The organism is Kitasatospora sp. NBC_01266, from assembly GCF_036242395.1.
GTDB lineage: Bacteria > Actinomycetota > Actinomycetes > Streptomycetales > Streptomycetaceae > Kitasatospora.
In genome coordinates, this window is sequence record NZ_CP108458.1 from 7,226,305 (window position 1) to 7,243,336 (window position 17,032).

The 17,032-nt window shown below is 75.0% G+C and carries 12 protein-coding genes, 5 tRNA genes and 1 pseudogene; 9 read left to right on the forward strand and 9 right to left on the reverse strand.

Annotated elements, in window-relative coordinates; translation table 11 throughout:
* The first annotated feature begins 7 nt into the window (after positions 1 to 7).
* From cbiE to OG403_RS31160, 4 genes are all read left to right on the forward strand, one after another.
* Positions 8 to 1,228 (forward strand): precorrin-6y C5,15-methyltransferase (decarboxylating) subunit CbiE, encoded by a 1,221-nt coding sequence (gene cbiE, locus OG403_RS31145; RefSeq protein WP_329570293.1) that lies wholly within the window; start codon positions 8 to 10, stop codon positions 1,226 to 1,228.
* A gap of 507 nt (positions 1,229 to 1,735) precedes the next feature.
* Positions 1,736 to 5,305, forward strand: a complete 3,570-nt coding sequence (cobT, locus tag OG403_RS31150; protein ID WP_329570295.1) for a nicotinate-nucleotide--dimethylbenzimidazole phosphoribosyltransferase — start codon at positions 1,736 to 1,738, stop codon at positions 5,303 to 5,305.
* A 90-nt stretch (positions 5,306 to 5,395) separates the two neighbouring features.
* Positions 5,396 to 6,640: a uroporphyrinogen-III C-methyltransferase gene (gene cobA, locus OG403_RS31155; protein WP_329570297.1), complete on the forward strand. Its 1,245-nt coding sequence runs from the start codon at positions 5,396 to 5,398 to the stop codon at positions 6,638 to 6,640.
* A 29-nt stretch (positions 6,641 to 6,669) separates the two neighbouring features.
* Positions 6,670 to 7,485 carry a TrmH family RNA methyltransferase gene (locus OG403_RS31160; protein ID WP_329570299.1) on the forward strand — a complete coding sequence of 272 codons (816 nt, stop codon included), beginning with the start codon at positions 6,670 to 6,672 and terminating at the stop codon, positions 7,483 to 7,485.
* Between the two features lie 24 nt (positions 7,486 to 7,509).
* Here the strand turns inward: OG403_RS31160 and OG403_RS31165 are convergent, their stop codons facing one another.
* Together OG403_RS31165 and OG403_RS31170 are read right to left on the reverse strand one after the other, a co-directional pair.
* Positions 7,510 to 8,481 carry a hypothetical protein gene (locus tag OG403_RS31165; RefSeq protein ID WP_329570301.1) on the reverse strand — a complete coding sequence of 324 codons (972 nt, stop codon included), beginning with the start codon at positions 8,479 to 8,481 and terminating at the stop codon, positions 7,510 to 7,512.
* A gap of 869 nt (positions 8,482 to 9,350) precedes the next feature.
* Positions 9,351 to 10,607, reverse strand: a pseudogene (locus tag OG403_RS31170) (serine/threonine-protein kinase); the annotation flags it as partial.
* Positions 10,608 to 11,052: 445 nt separating this feature from the next.
* On the opposite strand from OG403_RS31170, the gene OG403_RS31175 reads away from it, so the two are divergent.
* Positions 11,053 to 11,271: a hypothetical protein gene (locus OG403_RS31175; RefSeq protein WP_329570303.1), complete on the forward strand. Its 219-nt coding sequence runs from the start codon at positions 11,053 to 11,055 to the stop codon at positions 11,269 to 11,271.
* A 242-nt stretch (positions 11,272 to 11,513) separates the two neighbouring features.
* Here the strand turns inward: OG403_RS31175 and OG403_RS31180 are convergent.
* From OG403_RS31180 to OG403_RS31200, 5 genes are all read right to left on the reverse strand, one after another.
* Positions 11,514 to 11,585 (reverse strand) — tRNA-Val (locus OG403_RS31180).
* Positions 11,586 to 11,648: 63 nt separating this feature from the next.
* Positions 11,649 to 11,720: transfer RNA gene (locus tag OG403_RS31185), tRNA-Val, on the reverse strand.
* A gap of 60 nt (positions 11,721 to 11,780) precedes the next feature.
* Positions 11,781 to 11,855, reverse strand: a tRNA-Val gene (locus OG403_RS31190).
* A 28-nt stretch (positions 11,856 to 11,883) separates the two neighbouring features.
* Positions 11,884 to 11,957: transfer RNA gene (locus OG403_RS31195), tRNA-Cys, on the reverse strand.
* A gap of 53 nt (positions 11,958 to 12,010) precedes the next feature.
* Positions 12,011 to 12,083: transfer RNA gene (locus OG403_RS31200), tRNA-Gly, on the reverse strand.
* 285 nt (positions 12,084 to 12,368) lie between these two features.
* Between OG403_RS31200 and OG403_RS31205 the strand changes: the two genes are divergently transcribed.
* The 3 genes from OG403_RS31205 to OG403_RS31215 all read left to right on the forward strand — a co-directional run bounded on the left by OG403_RS31205 (position 12,369) and on the right by OG403_RS31215 (position 15,213).
* Entirely contained in the window at positions 12,369 to 13,436 is a 1,068-nt protein-coding gene (locus OG403_RS31205; protein ID WP_329570305.1) for a chorismate-binding protein, read from the forward strand.
* A 47-nt stretch (positions 13,437 to 13,483) separates the two neighbouring features.
* The gene (locus OG403_RS31210; protein WP_329570307.1) at positions 13,484 to 14,299 is read left to right on the forward strand and encodes an aminotransferase class IV; all 816 of its coding nucleotides are present in this window, start codon (positions 13,484 to 13,486) and stop codon (positions 14,297 to 14,299) included.
* A gap of 77 nt (positions 14,300 to 14,376) precedes the next feature.
* Complete coding sequence (locus OG403_RS31215; protein ID WP_329570309.1) at positions 14,377 to 15,213, forward strand: GNAT family N-acetyltransferase; 837 nt, start codon at positions 14,377 to 14,379, stop codon at positions 15,211 to 15,213.
* A gap of 47 nt (positions 15,214 to 15,260) precedes the next feature.
* Here the strand turns inward: OG403_RS31215 and OG403_RS31220 are convergent, their stop codons facing one another.
* Positions 15,261 to 15,749 (reverse strand): DsbA family protein, encoded by a 489-nt coding sequence (locus tag OG403_RS31220; RefSeq protein WP_329570311.1) that lies wholly within the window; start codon positions 15,747 to 15,749, stop codon positions 15,261 to 15,263.
* 60 nt (positions 15,750 to 15,809) lie between these two features.
* Here OG403_RS31220 and OG403_RS31225 point away from each other — a divergent pair, with 60 nt between their 5' ends.
* Positions 15,810 to 16,304, forward strand: coding sequence for a hypothetical protein (locus OG403_RS31225; RefSeq protein ID WP_329570313.1), 495 nt, complete (start codon positions 15,810 to 15,812; stop codon positions 16,302 to 16,304).
* Between the two features lie 62 nt (positions 16,305 to 16,366).
* Here OG403_RS31225 and OG403_RS31230 read toward each other — a convergent pair whose 3' ends face one another.
* Positions 16,367 to 16,951, reverse strand: coding sequence for a CGNR zinc finger domain-containing protein (locus OG403_RS31230; RefSeq protein ID WP_329570315.1), 585 nt, complete (start codon positions 16,949 to 16,951; stop codon positions 16,367 to 16,369).
* Positions 16,952 to 17,032 lie beyond the last annotated feature (81 nt).

Below are 17,032 nucleotides of genomic sequence, written 5' to 3' on the forward strand. Positions count from 1 at the left end.
AGCCGCGATGGCTGACCGGATCACGGTCATCGGGTGGGACGGCACGCCGCTGACCGAGGCGGCCGCCGCCGCGCTCGCCGCGGCCACCCTGGTGGCGGGGGCGCCCTACCAGCTCAACGCACTGCCGGTACCGGCCGCCGCCGAGCGGATCGCGCTCGGCAACGTCGGGTCGGCAGCCCGCCGGATCGCCGAACACCGCGGTGCGGTGGTGGTGGTCGCCGAGGGCGACCCCGGCTTCTTCGGCGTGGTGCGCACCCTGCGTCGCCCGGAGTACGGCCTGGAGTTGGAGGTGCTGCCGGCCGTCTCCTCGGTCGCCGCCGCCTTCGCCCGGGCCGGGATGCCCTGGGAGGACGCGCAGGTGGTGAGCACGCACGGCGGACGGTTGCGCAAGGCGGCCAACGTCTGCCGGGCGCACCCCAAGGTGGCCGTGCTGACCACGCCCGACGCCGGCCCCAGCGAGCTGGCCCTGATGCTGCGCGGGGTGCACCGCACCTTCGTGGTCTGCGAGGCGCTCGGCACCGAGGACGAGGACGTCACCGTGCTCACCTCCGACCGGGTGCCCGACCACGACTGGCGCGAGCCCAACGTGGTGCTGGTGATCGGCGGCAACGCGCACTCCCAGGCCGTGGACGCGCCCTCCGGCTGGCTGGCCGGCCGCCCGGTCGGGTACCCGACCACCGAGCGCGGCTGGGCACTGCCCGGGGACGCCTACGACGGTGCGAGCGCGCGGACCCTCTCCGCGCAGGCCCGGGCGGTGATCCTGGCCCGGCTCGGTCCGGGGCCGGGGGACCTGGTCTGGTGCGTGGGCGCCGGCAGCGGCGCGCTCGCGGTGGAGACCGCGCGGTTCGGCGCGGCCGTGGTCGCGGTCGAGGCGGACGCGGCCGGCTGCGCGCGGATCGCGGTCAACGCGCGCCGGTACGGGGTCGAGGTGGAGACCGCCGCCGGCAGTGCGCCCGAGGTGCTCGGCGGGCTGCCCGAACCGGACGCCGTGGTGGTCGAGCGCGGCGGCGCCGAGGTGGTGGCAGCGGTGCTGACCCGCCGTCCGGGCCGGCTGGTGGCGCCGGCCCGCACCCTGGCCGAGGCGGAGGAGATCCGCGTCGTGGTCGCCGCCGCCGGCTACCAGGTGGAGGGCGCGATCCTGCAGTCCGCGCCGCTCACCGCCGATGGCGGTCTGACGATCGGTGCGGGCGAGAGCAGCCTGGTGCTCTGGGCCGAGCCCCGGGGCTGAGACCGGTCGGTCCGACCGTCCGGCAGCTGAGAAGTCGCCAACCGCCGCCCTGGCAAAAGCGGATGAAACGGACACCTGGCCGTTGGGCTGTCAGTTCGTGCCGGTAGTCTGACGATCCGACCGCCGTCAGGGATCTTCGGAACGATTCTCGAACGGCGGACTGCCGACGTGGTGCAACCCACACAGAGATCAGCGTGTGGGCATTCGACTGACGCTCGCGTGATCGGGAGAATGTCCCGGGGCCCGGGCCGGTCGTGCCGGTTGCCCCGGGCTGTCGTTAGTTCAGGTGACGGTGCACGGTGACCGGCTGCCCCTGCGGGGTCGGACGAACGGCACCGGACGCCGTGACCGCCGGGGCGGCCCAGGGCCGCCGCGCGGAGCGCGCGACGGTCGGCAGGTTGGACTGTGGGGTGGGCCGGCACGCGGCTTGGACCCGGAGCGGGCGGTGCGCCTCGGTCGGCGACCGGGCCGCCAAGGACGCGGAAGCGGCCTGGAAGGAGTGTTGACATGACCGACGGCGGTCACATCCCCAATGAGGGACTGCCGGAGCACCTGCTCCCCGAGACCGGAACCGACCCGGTGCAGGGAGGTGGCGGGTGGGGCGGCGACCTCGTCGGCCAGGCCGTACCGGTGGGCGTGCCGGGTCCTGGCTACACCTTCATCGACGAGCCGGACCGGGTGGACCCGCTCGAGGACGAGGACGATGTGCTGCTGATGCCGGGGCCGCAGGGCTCCTGGAGCGACGTGGCCACCTCGCCGGTGGTCCCGCTCGGCGAGGCGCTCGCGCCGCAGGGCACGCCCGGGTACCCGGTGTACGCGACGGTGGACGGCTCGATGGCCTTCCCCGCGGCGCACATTCCGGCCCCGCCGCTCGCGCCGCCCGCCCAGCCCGCCGCGGTGGTCCCGCAGTCGGAGCCGCAGGCCGTGCCGGCCTCGGTGGTGTCCGCGCCCGTGGCGCCGACCGCCGTCGCGCCGCAGCCCGCCGTCCCCGGCGTGGCGCCGGTCGAGCCGGTCTTCACGCAGCCCGCGGCCGTGCCGGCCGCCGCTGCGGTCGAGGGCGGTGAGCAGGGGTCGGCCGGCGTGCCGGTGGAGCCCTCCTGGCCGCCGCTCGACCCGCCGCTGCCGACCGCTGCCGAGGTGCCGGCCCCGGTCGTCGCCCAGCCGGAGCAGGCGGCTGCCGCGTCGGCCGCCGCCGCGCAGCCCCAGGTGTCGCAGCCGGTCGGCGGCCCGGCGCGCCGGCCGCTGCACGCCGGGCCGCCGATCCCGGACCCCTCGGTGATGACCGGTCAGGTGCCGGTCCGCTCGCTGGCCGACCGCGGTCCCTCCGAGCCGGGCGGCACCCCGCCGCACGGCATCCCGGTCGCCGCCCCGGTGCAGGTCGCCCCTCTCATGGCAGCCGTGCCCGCGCCGGTCGAGCCGGTCACCGAGACCGTGGTGATCCCGGCTCAGGCCGTCGCGAGCGAGCCGCAGTCCGTGGTGCCCGCGCCGGTCGAGTCCGCCGTCCCGGTCGAGGCCGCCCCGCTGCCCGAGGCCGCACCGGTCGCCGAGGCGGTCCCGGTCGAGGCCGCTGAGCCGGTCGCGCCCGTCGAAGCCCCGGCTGCCGAGGCTCCGGTTGCTGAAGCTCCGGTTGGCGAGCCCGCCGCCGAAGCCCCGGTCGCCGAGGCGCCCGCCGCTGACGCGCCGTCGGTCGAGGCCGTCGCGGACCAGGCGGCCGAGCCGGTGGCCGACCCGGCCCCCGCGATCCCGACCTCCACGATCCCGGTCGCCGAGCCCACCGTCGAGGCAGCACAGCAGCCAGAGGCCGTCGAGGCCGCCGCGCCGGTCGCCCCGCCCCGTCGGATCGCCGCCTTCCTGGCCGACCCCGCCCCGCTCGGCCTCTCGGTCCCCGAGGCGCCGACCGCCGAGCCGCCGGCCGCTGCTGCGCAGACCCCTGACCAGCAGGTCTCCGACGCGCCGCCCGCTGAGCAGCCCCAGGCTCCGGCCGCCGAAGCCCCCGCCGCCGAGGCCGCCACGACCGACGCCGCGCCGGCGATAGCGCCCGCCGCCGAGTCCGAGGCGCCCGTCGAAGCCGCTGCCGCGGCCACCCCCGAGGCCGAAGCGGTCGCTGACGCCCCGTCAGCGGAAGCCGCCGAAGCCCCCGCCGACGCCGTCGGCTCGACCGAAGCGTCCGAGCCCGCCGCCGAAGCACCCGCCGCACCCGCCGCACCCGAGGCCGCAGTCCCCGCCACCGCCGAGCCGGCCGAGCCCGAGCCGGCCGAGCCCGAGCCGGCCGAGCCCGAGTCCGCCGAGACCCAGGAGCCGGCCGAGCCCGCCGCTCCCCGCCCCCCGGCGGCCCCCGGCTACGACGACCCGATGCGCGAGGCGGTCCACCAGGTGATGCGTGAGCGCCGCGACATCCGCAACGGCTTCCGCCCCGACCCCGTCCCGCACGAGGTCCTGCTGCGCGTCCTGGAGGCGGCCCACACCGCGCCCAGCGTCGGCTACTCGCAGCCCTGGGACTTCGTGGTGATCCGCTCCGCCGAGACCCGCCGCAAGATGCACGCCCTGGCCGAGCGCCAGCGCGAGGTCTTCGCCGACTCGCTGCCCAAGGCGCGGGCCAAGCAGTTCAAGGAAATCAAGATCGAGGCCATCCTCGACACCCCGGTCAACATCGTGGTCACCGCCGACCGCACCCGCGGCGGCCGGCACACCCTGGGCCGGCACACCCAGCCCCAGATGGCCCCGTACTCCGCCGCCCTCGCGGTCGAGAACCTCTGGCTGGCGGCCCGCGCCGAGGGCCTGGGCGTCGGCTGGGTGAGCTTCTTCGACGAGGAGGAGATGGTCCGCGAGCTCGGCCTGCCCGAGCACCTGGAGGTGGTCGCCTACCTCTGCGTCGGCTTCGTCGACTCCTTCCCGGACGAGCCCGAGCTGCAGCAGCAGGGCTGGGCCAAGAAGCGCCCGCTCTCCTGGGTGGTGCACGAGGAGCAGTACGGCAACCGCGCGCTGCCCGGCGAGGAGCCGCACAGCGTGCTCGCCGAGACGCTGCGCACCATCCGCCCGCTGGACGCCAAGGCGCTCGGCCTGGCCTGGGACCGGCAGAAGCGGATGACCAAGCCGGCCGGCTCGCTGGGCATGCTGGAGATCATCTCCGCCCAGCTCAGCGGCCTGTCCCGGAAGTGCCCGCCGCCGATCCCGGAGCCCGCCTGCGTGGCGATCTTCGCCGGCGACCACGGCGTGCACGCCCAGGGCGTCACCCCCTGGCCGCAGGAGGTCACCGCCCAGATGGTGGCCAACTTCCTGGCCGGGGGAGCGGTGGTCAACGCCTTCGCCGGCCAGGTCGGCGCCGAGGTCTGCGTGGTCGACGTCGGCGTCAAGGCCGAGCTGCCGGAGGCGATCCAGCAGGGCCGCACCACCGGTCTGCTGCCGCGCAAGGTCAAGCCGGGCACCGACGACATGACCCAGGGCCCGGCGATGACCCGGGAGGAGGCGCTCAAGGCGCTGGAGGTCGGCATCGAGACCGCCCGCGACCTGGTCGCGGCCGGCAACAAGATCCTGATCACCGGTGACATGGGCATCGCCAACACCACCGCGTCGGCCGCCCTGATCTCCGTCTTCACCGGCGCCGACCCGACCGAGGTCACCGGGCGCGGCACCGGCATCGACGACGAGACGCACGCCCGCAAGGTGGACGTGATCCGCCGTGCCCTGGAGCTGCACCGGCCCGACCCGGCCGACCCGATCGGCGTGCTGGCGGCCGTCGGCGGCCTGGAGCACGCGGCGATCGCCGGTTTCCTGCTCGGCGCGGCCTCGCTGCGCACGCCGGTCATCCTGGACGGCGTGATCGCCGGCTCGGCGGCGCTGGTCGCCAAGGCCATCGCCCCCGAGGTGCTGGCCGCCTGCATCGCGGGCCACCGCTCGGCGGAGCCCGGCCACCAGGCGGCGCTCGCCAAGATCGGCCTGCGGCCGCTGATCGACCTGGACCTGCGGCTCGGCGAGGGGACCGGCGCCCTGCTGGCCCTCCCGCTGGTGCAGAGTGCCGCCCGGGCGATGCACGATGTAGCCACCTTCGACTCCGCCGGAGTCACCGAGAAGGGCTGACGTCCTCTCCCCACCCCGTACCGGCGCAGGCCCTGCCCGCGCCGGTACGGGGTGCTGCCGAACAGTCCGCCCAGCCTCCAGGAGCACCTGATGACCGCGCCCAACCCGCACCCGAGCACCGAGGGCCGCACGCCGTACCCCGTCGGCCTGCTGCTGAGCGGACGCCGGGTCGTGGTGATCGGTGGTGGCCAGGTCGCCCAGCGCCGCCTGCCCGCCCTGATAGCCGCTGGTGCGTACGTCGAGCTGGTCTCCCCGGTCACCACCCCGGCCGTCCAGGCGATGGCCGACGCCGGCGAGATCGTCTGGCAGCGGCGCGGCTACCTGGACGGCGACCTCGCCGAGGCCTGGTACGTGCTGGTCGCCACAGACGACCGCGCGGTCAACGAGGCGGTCAGCGCCGAGGCCGAGCGCCGCCGGATCTTCTGCGCCCGCAGCGACGACGCGGCCCTCGCCACCGCCTGGACCCCCGCCACCGGGCACGACGAGGGCACCACGGTCGCCGTGCTGACCGGCGACCCGCGCCACTCGGCCGCACTGCGCACCACGATCGTCGAGGGCCTGCGTGACGGCAGCCTGAGCGCCCGCCAGTTCCGGCAGCGCTCGGCCGGCGTGGCGCTGGTCGGCGGCGGCCCCGGCGACCCGGACCTGATCACCGTGCGCGGGCGCCGCCTGCTGGCCGACGCGGACGTGGTGGTCGCCGACCGCCTGGCGCCGCGCGAACTGCTCGCCGAGCTGCCGCCGCACGTCGAGGTGATCGACGCGTCCAAGATCCCCTACGGCCGGGCGATGGCCCAGGAGGCGATCAACCAGGCGCTGATCGACCACGCCAAGGCCGGCAGGTTCGTGGTCCGGCTCAAGGGCGGCGACCCCTACGTCTACGGGCGCGGCGGCGAGGAGCTGCTCGCCTGCGCCGAGGCCGGCATCCCGGTCACCGTGGTCCCCGGCATCTCCAGCTCGATCAGCGTGCCGGCCGCCGTCGGCATCCCGGTCACCCACCGCGGCATGACCCACGAGTTCACCGTGATCTCCGGCCATGTCGCCCCCGAGGACCCGCGCTCCCTGGTCAACTGGGAAGCCGCCGCCCGGATGAGCGGCACCCTGGTGCTGCTGATGGCGGTCGAGCGGATCGGCGCGATCGCCGCCCGGCTGATCGAGGCCGGCCGCCCGGCCGACACCCCGGTCGCCGTGGTCCAGGAGGGCACCACCGCCGCCCAGCGCCGGATCGACGCCACCCTCGCCACGGTGGCCGCCACCGTCACCGCCGAGGGCGTCCGCCCGCCGGCCGTCATCGTGATCGGCGACGTCGTGCACGTCCTCGACCCCGCCACCCGCTGACCCCCGCCAGCCGACGCCCCGAGAGCAGCATGTCCGAGCCCAGCACCATCACCGACGCCGCCGACCCGCGACTGGCCGACTACACCGACCTGACCGACGTCGAACTGCGCCGCCGCCGCGAACCCGCCGAAGGCCTGTTCATCGCCGAGGGCGAGAAGGTGATCCGCCGCGCGCTCGCCGCCGGGTACGGGATGCGCTCGATGCTGCTCACCGCCAAGTGGCTGGACGTCATGGCGGACGTGATCGCCGAGGTCGACGCGCCTGTGCACGTGGTCGAGCCCCGGCTGGCCGAGCAGGTGACCGGCTACCACGTGCACCGCGGCGCGCTGGCCTCGATGGCCCGCAAGCCGCTGCCGACGGCCGCCGAGGTGCTGATCGGCGCCGGGCGGGTCGCGGTGCTCGAAGGCCTGGTCGACCACACCAACCTCGGCGCGATCTTCCGCAGCGCGGCCGCGCTGGGCATGGACGCCGTGCTGCTCTCCCCGGACTGCGCGGATCCGCTCTACCGGCGGGCCGTCAAAACGTCGATGGGCGCCGTCTTCTCCGTCCCCTACGCGCGCCTGGACCCCTGGCCCGGCTCGCTCAGCACGCTGCGCGACGCCGGCTTCCAGCTGCTCGCGCTCACCCCGGCCGAAGGCTCGGTCGACCTGGCCCAGGCCGCCCCGCACCGCCTGCCCAAGGCCGCGCTGATGCTCGGCGCGGAGGGCGACGGTCTCACCGCGCGGGCGCTGGCCGCCGCCGACCAGCGGGTGCGGATCCCGATGGCGCACGGCATCGACTCGCTCAACGTCGGCGCCGCGGCCGCCGTCGCGTTCTACGCCGTCAACGCCTACAGCGCCGGCTGACGTTCCGTCGGTTCTGCTGTCCCGTCAGCCCTCCCGCTGTGCTGCCCAGTGCTGTGCCGCCCAGTCCAGCCAGGCCGCCACCCAGTCGGCCAGCAGCCGCTCGGTGACCTCGTCGCCCACCTGGTTCAGCGCCGCCCAGTAGCGGTCCCAGCGGATCAGCGCCGGCTCGCCGCGGACCGGCTGGCCCAGCCCGTAGTGGCGCAGCATCTCCTCCAGCGCGGCGCCGCGCGGCCCGTCCTCCTCGGTGAACCAGGGCAGGTGGATCCGCAGGTGGGAGAGCTGGTTGGCCATCGAGTAGACCAGCTCCTCGGCCTGCTGGGGGCCGCAGCCCAGCACCTTGCCCAGCTCGGTGGCCGCCCGGCGCCCCAGTGCCCGGTAGGCCGCCCCGGCATCGGGTCCGCCGGGCACGAAGGTCTCCAGGAAGGCCCGCACCGCCGCCACCCCCGTGGCCGGGGCCAGCACCGGCTCGGGCAGCGCCCGCAGCTCGGCGGTGATCCGCGCGAACAGCTCCTGGCGCGCCGTCACATACGGCAGCAGATCGCCGACCGGACCGACCTCGACATCCTCCGGCGCCGGGCCGTGCCCGAGGATGGTCACCGCCTGGTCGCCGACCGCCGTGCGCAGCGCCCAGGCCTTGCCCAGCCGGCAGAGCTCGCCGCGCTCCAGCTGCCGCCGCACCGGAGCCCCGTCGGCCCGCGGCAGCTTGCCGTTCCTGACCAGCCGCCGCAGCGCCCGCAGCGGGTCGCCCGCTCGCCCGGCGCTGCCGGGCGGCTCGGTGGTCACGGTGACGAACGGGCCGTCGGTCTCCCGCCAGTCGCCGTAGGCCAGGGTGGCGGAGACCACCACCTCGTTCTCCCGCTGCCACTCAGCGAGGAACGCGGGCACCACCACCGGCCGCCGCAGTCCGTACACGGGAAACGGCGGGCTCGCGGCGAACGCGCGCAGCTGCTGTCGGGACTGCTCCAGACGTTCGGGCTCGGGCGGGTTCCGTCTCATGCCGGAGAGTCTCGCACTCCTCACTGACGGTCAGAACCCCGCTGCTCGAAACGATCCGCCGCCCGCGCCGCCTGCGCTCCAACGCGCCCCCGGCCGACCGGGGCGCCGACCGGGGCGCCGCGTGGGCGTCAGCTCGCGCTCGCGCCGCCGACCGCACCGGCCGCAGAGCCCGGCGCCGTCCCGGTGCCGCCGGAGACGCCCGCACCCGGCCAGGACTCGTCCAGGCTGCCGTCCGCCCGCGCTGTGTAGCGCGTGGTGGCGGTGGCACCGGTCTGGGTCACCCGCTCCTCGCGGACCAGGGCGCCCTCCTCCAGCCGCCAGCCGGCGGTGGACTGCGGATCGGCGGCCGAACTGCGCGCGGTGAGCGCGACGGGGGAGTCGGCCGCGAAGCCGAACAGCTCGATCAGGTCCACCGGCACCGAACCCTCGGTGCGGCGCAGCACCACCACGGTGGCCGGTGCGCCGCGATAGCGGGCGGGCAGCACGCTGGTCAGCGTGACCACCGGCGCGCCCGGGGCCGGGTCGGTGGCGGAGCGGCCACCGCGCAGCGCGATCGGCGGGCCGCCGGCGGGGTCGTTGTAGCTGCGGTCGGGCCAGTCCACCGGGGGCACCGGGCCGCCCGCCGGGCCGAGCCCGGACAATGTGCCGGGCGAGGCCGGCAGGGTCGCCGAGGCCGCGGCGCTGCCCGTCCCGCCGCCGGTACGGGCCGCCGGGGCCGCCACCGAGGGCTGGGCGCCGTCCGCCGACAGGCCGATCGCGGGCCCGGCGCCCTCGAGCCCGCCCGCCTCGCCCGGGGTGTTCGGGCCCGCCGCGGCGACCCGGGCCACCGTGCGCGGCAGCGGCAGCAGCCCCTGCGCGTGACGGTTCTCACAGCCCTGCGCCGCCGCGATGGCCAGTGCCACCCCGATGGTCACCGTGATGAAGACCACCAGCCGCTGGCGCCGCAACCGTCGACGCGCGTCGAGTGCCCGTCCGGGCGGCGGGGTGTGCTGCCGATCGCGCGGCTGCGGTCGGCCGCCGGCCTCCTGGCGCGGTCGGGCGGGTGGCACCGGCGCGGCGGGCGGGTGCCCGAGCGGCGCACCGCCGTGCGGCGGCGGGTAGGGCTGCGAGCGGGCGAACCGGGGGCGCCCGAGTGCCCGCGCCTCGTCCGCCTCGCGCGCCGCCCGTTCGGCCCGCTCCGCCTCGCGGGCGGCCGACTCCCGCAGGCCGCTGTCGCGCGCCGCCACGGCGCGCTCCTGCTCCCGCTCGCGGACCCCGGCGGCCGGTGGCGGCACCGAGGCCGCCGCGGCCCGCCCGCGGGCGGCGCCGGCTCGCGCCGCCAGCTCGCTCAGCCGCTCGTGCAGGTGCGCGGCCCCGGGGCGCTCCATCGGCTCCTTGGCCAGGCAGGCCCCGATCAGCGGCGCGAGCGGCGCCGGCACCTCGGACAGGTCCGGCTCCTCGTGCACCACCCGGTACAGCATCACTTCCGACGAGGCGCCGGAACCGAACGGGGTGTCACCGGTCAGCGCGTACGCCAGGGTGGCCCCGAACGCGAACACGTCGGTGGCCGGCGTCACGGCCGCGCCGCGCACCTGCTCGGGCGCCAGGAAGCCGGGGGAGCCGACCGCCGTCCCGACGTGGGTCAGCGTGCTCGCCCCGCGCGACCAGGCGATGCCGAAGTCGATGATCCGCGGGCCCTTGGGGGAGAGCAGGATGTTGGAGGGCTTCAAGTCCCGGTGCACCACACCGGCCTCATGGACCTTCACCAGCCCGTCCGCCAGCGCGGCGCCGATCCGGGCCACCTCCGGCCAGGGCAGCGGTCCCTCGTCCCCGACCCGCTTGTACAGCGAGGGGCCAGGCACGTAGGCGGTGGCCAGCCAGGGCCGGTCCGCCTCCAGGTCCGAGCCGACCACCCGGGCCGTGCAGCCGGCCCGGATCCGGGAGGCGGCCGCGACCTCGCGGGCGAACCGGGTGCGGAACTCCACGTCCTCGGCCAGCTCGGCGCGGATCAGCTTCAGCGCCACCCGCTGGCCCTTGCGGTCGGAGCCGAGGTAGACCACGCCCATCCCGCCGGCGCCGAGCCGCCGGTGCAACCGGTACGGGCCGACGATGCGGGGGTCCTCACGCCTCAGCCGCATCATCGCCATGTCGTCCCCGTCAGCCCGTCAGGTGGGCAAGCCGTGAGGTGGGCCCCGCAGACTGGGGCGTCGTCAGTTTCTGTCGGGCACAGCTTACGGACTGTCGGCTGCGGTGTGCTGATACGCAACACGCGAACCGCCGGTGGGATTGTCCGATCTCCGCTCCAGGGCGTGCTCCGGACCACGTCTCGGGGTCTCCTCTCAGGGTTCCCTCGGGGGTTGACAACCCCGCCCGTCCATCTGCGGTAGTACGCCGAGGCGCAGAGCATCATCCTCCCGGCCAGCCTTCGAACGATACGCAGGCATGACGTCACCAGCCTTGCCGCCGCCTACCGTTGAGGTCAGCGGTGGACGAGGCACTCGTCCCCCGAGGCTCCTCGTCCACCGCTGCGCAGCCACCCCCGGACCCGGGACCGACCCGAGCAGCGGACCGCAGAGCGGCAGGAGCAGGATCATGGCCACCCAGCTCACCGGAGCCACCGAGCACCGGCGATCGCTCGCCGATCGCGTCCCTCGGTTGCAGCGTGCTCAGCGCCCGGTCCGCGAGGAGCGCCACCCGGCTGTCGCGCTGGCGATCGCACTGCCCTTCGCCATCGCGCTGATGCTGCTCTTCGGCGGCTGGGACCAGATGGTCACCCAGACCAAGGCGGTGGCCGACCTGATCGGGCGCTGATCCCAGGGGACAGGGATCGGACGCCGGCCGGAGACGGGCGCCCCCGCGGGCACACGCGGACGGGCGAGGGAGCGGGTGCGCCCAGCTCCGGCCACCCACGAGTGCCGTGCTCGGACGTCGGTGAGGACGCCCGCGCACGGCACTCGTGCTGCCGCTGCTCCGCGTCTCGCCGGCACCGCGGGCGACCACAACGCCGAAGGGCCGGACCCTCGGTGAGGATCCGGCCCTTCGGTCTTGCACTGTGCGCGATACTGGGATTGAACCAGTGACCCCTACCGTGTCAAGGTAGTGCTCTCCCGCTGAGCTAATCGCGCGGATCGACCGCACTGTTACGCGCAGTCCGTGATCCCGAGGGATCGGTGATCCCTGAGGATCAGTGCGCGATACTGGGATTGAACCAGTGACCCCTACCGTGTCAAGGTAGTGCTCTCCCGCTGAGCTAATCGCGCGGGTCAACCGCACCACGAGGGTGCCGCCGCCAGACCTTGCCAGGCCGAGCCACGTAGGGCTGGTGCGCGATACTGGGATTGAACCAGTGACCCCTACCGTGTCAAGGTAGTGCTCTCCCGCTGAGCTAATCGCGCGGGAAGACCCCGGCAAGCCGGGGACCTCTGGAGGTGGAGACGGGATTTGAACCCGTGTACACGGCTTTGCAGGCCGTTGCCTCGCCTCTCGGCCACTCCACCAGGCAACTTCGGTTGAACCATATCAGTTAGGACGATCATGCTGTCCTTCACCGAGCGGACGACGAGATTCGAACTCGCGACCCTCACCTTGGCAAGGTGATGCTCTACCAACTGAGCCACGTCCGCCTGTCTTCGGGGCTCTTCACCGCTCTCTGGCGGCTCCGTTTCCCGGCGACGTGTTGAACTTTAGCGGAAACCTGGGCCAGCTCAAATTCCGTATCCGCAGGCCGTCGCCGGGCACCCGTCGAACCCGGCTGCTCAGCGCCCGTTCCGGCCCCGTCGGCGTCCGCGCAGGTCAGCCGCCGCACCGCCGTCGCGACCAGGAGGCGACCTAGACTTTCGACCCACCGCACCCCACCCGCCGGGCCCACCCCTGCCCGGCGCGGACCGTGAACCACCAGCAGGAGAACCGTGCCCCCCGTCAGACCAGCCCCGCGCCCCGACCAGCCGATCGCCCGCTTCGGCGGCCGACTCGCCACCGGGCTGTGCGAGGTGACCCACGACCCCGCCGCGCTGGAGAGCGAGGGCTGGTGGGCCGTCGCCTACGACTTCGAAGGCCGCCTGACCTGCGCCCGGTTCGCCGAGGTCCACCCAGACCCGGTGCCCGCCCCGGCCGCCGACCGCTGGCGCGGGCCGAGCCCCGACAGCTGGCGCAGCTCGCTGGACCGGGCCGGCTACCTCGCGGGCGTGCGCCGGATCCGCGAACACATCGCGGCCGGCGAGGTCTACCAGGCCAACCTCTGCCGGGTGATGACCGCGCCGCTGCCCGACCCCGACCCGGCCCACAGCGACATCGACGCGCTCACCGGCCTGCTCGCGCTCGGCAACCCCGCCCCCTACGCCGGCACCATCCGCCTGCCCGAGCACGGCGTGGAGATCGCCACCGCCTCCCCGGAGCTCTACCTCAGCCGGGCCGAGCGCACCATCGCCTCCGGCCCGATCAAGGGCACCGGACGCACCGAGCACGACCTGCTGGAGAAGGACCACGCCGAGAACGTGATGATCGTCGACCTGGTCCGCAACGACCTCGGCCAGGCCTGCGCCACCGGCAGCGTCACCGTGCCCGACCTCTGCGTGGTCGAGAAGCACCCCGGGCTGGTGCACCTGGTCTCCACCGTCGAGGGCACCCTGCGCACCGGCGCCGGCTGGCCCGAACTCCTCGCCGCCACCTTCCCGCCCGGCTCGGTCACCGGCGCGCCCAAGTCCAGCGCGCTCCGCATCATCGAGGAGTTGGAGACCGCCCCGCGCGGACCCTACTGCGGCGCTGTCGGCTGGGTCGACGCCGACCGCCACCGGGCCGAACTCGCCGTCGGCATCCGCACGTTCTGGATCGACCGGAGCCGACCGGCGACCCCCGTCCTGCACTTCGGCACCGGCGCCGGCATCACCTGGGGCTCCGACCCCGAGGCCGAGTGGGCCGAAACCGAACTCAAGGCCGCCCGCCTGGTCGCGATAGCGTCGGGTGAGCAGCCGGAGTAGAAACCCTCGCTCCGGCTCCCCGCCCTCCTGCCTGAGGAGTGATCCCGATGATCTGGCTCAACGGAGCGCTGGTCGACGAGGCCGGCGCCGAGGTCTCCGTCTTCGACCACGGACTCACCGTCGGCGACGGCGTCTTCGAGACCGTCAAGGCGGTCGACGCAAGACCCTTCGCCCTCACCCGCCACCTCGATCGGCTGACCCGTTCGGCCATCGGCCTCGGCCTGCCCGCCCCCGACCTCGAAGCGGTCCGCAAGGGCTGCGAGGCCGTGCTGGCCGCCAATCCGATGCCGCTGGGCCGGCTGCGGATCACCTACACCGGCGGGGTCGCCCCGCTCGGCTCCGACCGCGGCGACGCCCCGCCGACCCTGGTGATCGCCCTGGGCAGCTGCCCCGCGCGCCCCGAGACCACCGCCGTCGCCACCGTCCCGTGGACCCGCAACGAGCACAGCGCCGTGGCCGGCCTCAAGACCACCTCCTACGCCGAGAACGTGGTCGCCCTCGCCCACGCGCACCGCCAGGACGCCTCCGAGTCGCTGCTGGCCAACACCGCGGGACAGCTCTGCGAAGGCACCGGCTCCAACGTCTTCGTCGTGCTCGGCGGCAGGCTGCTCACCCCGCCGCTCGCCTCCGGCTGCCTGGCCGGCATCACCCGCGCGCTGGTCGCCGACTGGTGCGGGGCCGAAGAGGCCGACCTGCCCTACTCGGTGCTGGGCGAGGCCGAGGAGGTCTTCCTCACCTCCAGCCTGCGCGACGTCCAGGCCGTCGGCCGGATCGACGACCGCGTGCTGCCCGCACCCGGCCCGGTCACCGCTCGCGCGATGGCCCTCTTCGCGGCCCGCTCGGCCGACGACATCGACCCGTGACGAGCCGGCGGCCCCAGTCGCCGCCGGTCGGTCCGGTAGGTCGTTAGGCAGTGGCCCAGCCGGGGAAGAGACGAGCCATGACCACCACGTTGCGGCCCGCCGGCCCTGAAGAGGCCTACCCGGACGGCCGGCGCGACCGCCGTTGGCTGGTCTGCGCCAACGGTCGCCCGGTGGGCTCGGTGCACACCAGCGCGCACCCGCACGGCAGTCGGCTGACCGGTCGGATCGAGGACCTGGAGATCACCGAGGGCCGTCGGCGCGGGCGCGGCACCATCGCGGTGCTCGCCGCCGAGGAGGTGCTGCGCGCCTGGGGCTGCCATCGCGCCGAGGCCGCCGTCCCGGTCGACGCCGGCCCGGCGCACGCCTTGGCGCTGGCCCTCGGCTACACCGAGACCAACCGGAAGCTGCTCAAGCGGCTCGGCCAACCGCCAGGTCTGCGACCGGGCTTGACGGTCCGTCCGATCGACCGGGCGGCCTACCCGCAGTGGCTCGAAGGCACCAAGGCCGAGTACCGGTCCCACCTGCGGATGGCCGGCCTCACCGAAGCCCAGGCCCTCGAGCGCTGCGAGGCCGACCACACCCACCTGCTGGCCGAGGGCCATGCCAGCCAGGGTGTGGTGCTGCGCCAACTGGTCGCCGGGGGAAGCCCGGTGGGCAGTCTCTGGGTCGCGCTGCACGACGGCCGGCTGCCGGACGGCACCGCCTTCGCCTGGGTGATGACCGTCGAGGTGGCCGCCGACCAGCGCGGAAAAGGCTACGGCCGCGAGCTGATGCTCACGGCCGAACGCGAATGCCTCGCCGCCGGGGTCCACGCCCTGGGCCTCAACGTCTACACGGCCAACCAGGTCGCGATCCGCCTCTACGAGTCCCTGGGTTACCGCACCACCCGGCGGGTGCTCGCCAAATCGCTCTGAGCGGCCGCGCGCCCGGCAGGATCCGCCGGACCGGCGCCAACCCAGCCCTAACCCTCCAGCAGCGCGGTGATCCGCTCCAGCAGGCCCTGCTGGCTCTTGCCGCCGTCCAGCCGCTGCCCGGCCACCAGGTAGGTCGGCGTGCCGGTCACCCCGATCGCCTTGCCCTCGGCCTGGTCGGCGTCCACCGCCAGCATGTGGCGCCCGTCGATCAGCGCCAGCTCGACCTCCTCGGCGTCCAGGCCGAGCTCCGCCGCCACCTCGATCAGCAACTCCTGGCCGCGCTGCTCCAGCTCCGGCACCCGGGCCAGCACCGCCTCCACGAACGGCCACCCCCGGCCCTGCGCGAACGCCTCCTCGGCCGCCTCCGCGGCCGGGTAGGCGTACTTGTGCTTCTCCAGTGGGAAATGGCGCAGCGAGATGGTGAGCGCGTCGCCGAAGCGCGCACGCAGCGCGCGGATGTCGTCCAGCGCGGTGCCGCAGTCGGGGCACTGCAGCTCGCACCAGAATTCGAGATGGGGCAGGGAACCTTCGGTCATGCGCCCAGTGTTCCACTACCAGGGACCCTGAACGGAAAATCAGCAGGACGGAGCCAGACCATGCTCACCGGTGCGATCTGCTACGCCCTGACGCTCGGCGGGCTGGTGCTGGCCGGCCTGCACGGCTGGCGCCGCCGCTGGCGCACGGCCGCCCGCTGGGCCGGGCTGGCGCTGCTGCCCGCCGGCGTCTATCTGACCGGGCTGGTCCCGGTGGGCACCGCGATCGGCCGCGCTGTCGGGCACTGGGCGACCCGGCTCGTCTTCGACCCCCGGGTCTGGACCGGCATCGGGCTGCTCGGCATCGCCGTCCTGCTGCTCGCGCTGAGCCGGCTGGGCGCCAGCGGCGGCGGCAGCGGTGATCAGGGCCGCCGGGTCGAGCCGAAGAGCCGCGAGCCGCGCCAGGCGGCCGCTCAGGCCGGTGCTGCCCAGGCCGGTGCCGCCCAGAGCGGGCCGGCCCCGTCGCCCGCGGTCGCGCCGAAGAAGGGCAAGAGCGCCGCCGAGGAGCTCGGCGACTTCTCCGACATCGAGGAGATCCTCCGCAAGCGCGGCATCTGAGCTGCCGCCCGCCGCCCGCCGCCCGCCGCCCGCCGCCCGCCGGTTACCGGGCGCGGTGCCGCTCAGCTCACGCCGAGCGCCACCCCTGCCTCGTCCGCCGCCGAGCGCTGCCGCGCCCGGTAGGCGGCCACGTGCATCCGGTTCCCGCAGGTGCGGCTGTCGCAGTAGCGGCGCGAGCGGTTGCGGGAGAGGTCCACGAAGACCCGTGCGCAGTCCGGCGCCTCGCAGCGCCGCAGCCGCTCCCGCTCGCCGGCCATCACGATCAGGCCCAGCGCCATCCCCAGCTCGGCCGCCAGGTGGTCGGCCAGCGCGGCGTGCGGGGCGAAGTAGTGCATGTGCCAGCCGTGGCCGTCGTGGTCGGTCAGCCGGGGTGTCGCGTTCACCGAGGCGACCAGCACGTTCACCAGCTCGGCCGCCAGCTCGGTGGAGCCGGCGGTGAAGATCTCCCGCAGCCGGCCGCGCAGCCCGTGTACCGCGACCAGGTCGGCTGACGTGACCGCGTCGATCTCGCTGAGGTCCTGCCGGACCACGAAGGCGTCCAGCGCGACCAGGTCGGACAGCTGCTCGAAGCCGCTCACCTCTGGAGCGGTGTTCAGCAGGTCGACCAGGATGCCCAGGGCACACTCGGTGTCGTGGGTGATCAGCACGTGGGAACTCCTCGCGTGCGCCGGGGGCGGCGGTACCGCCCGCATCGGGTCATCACCGGCGCACTCTACCGGGCCAAGGCG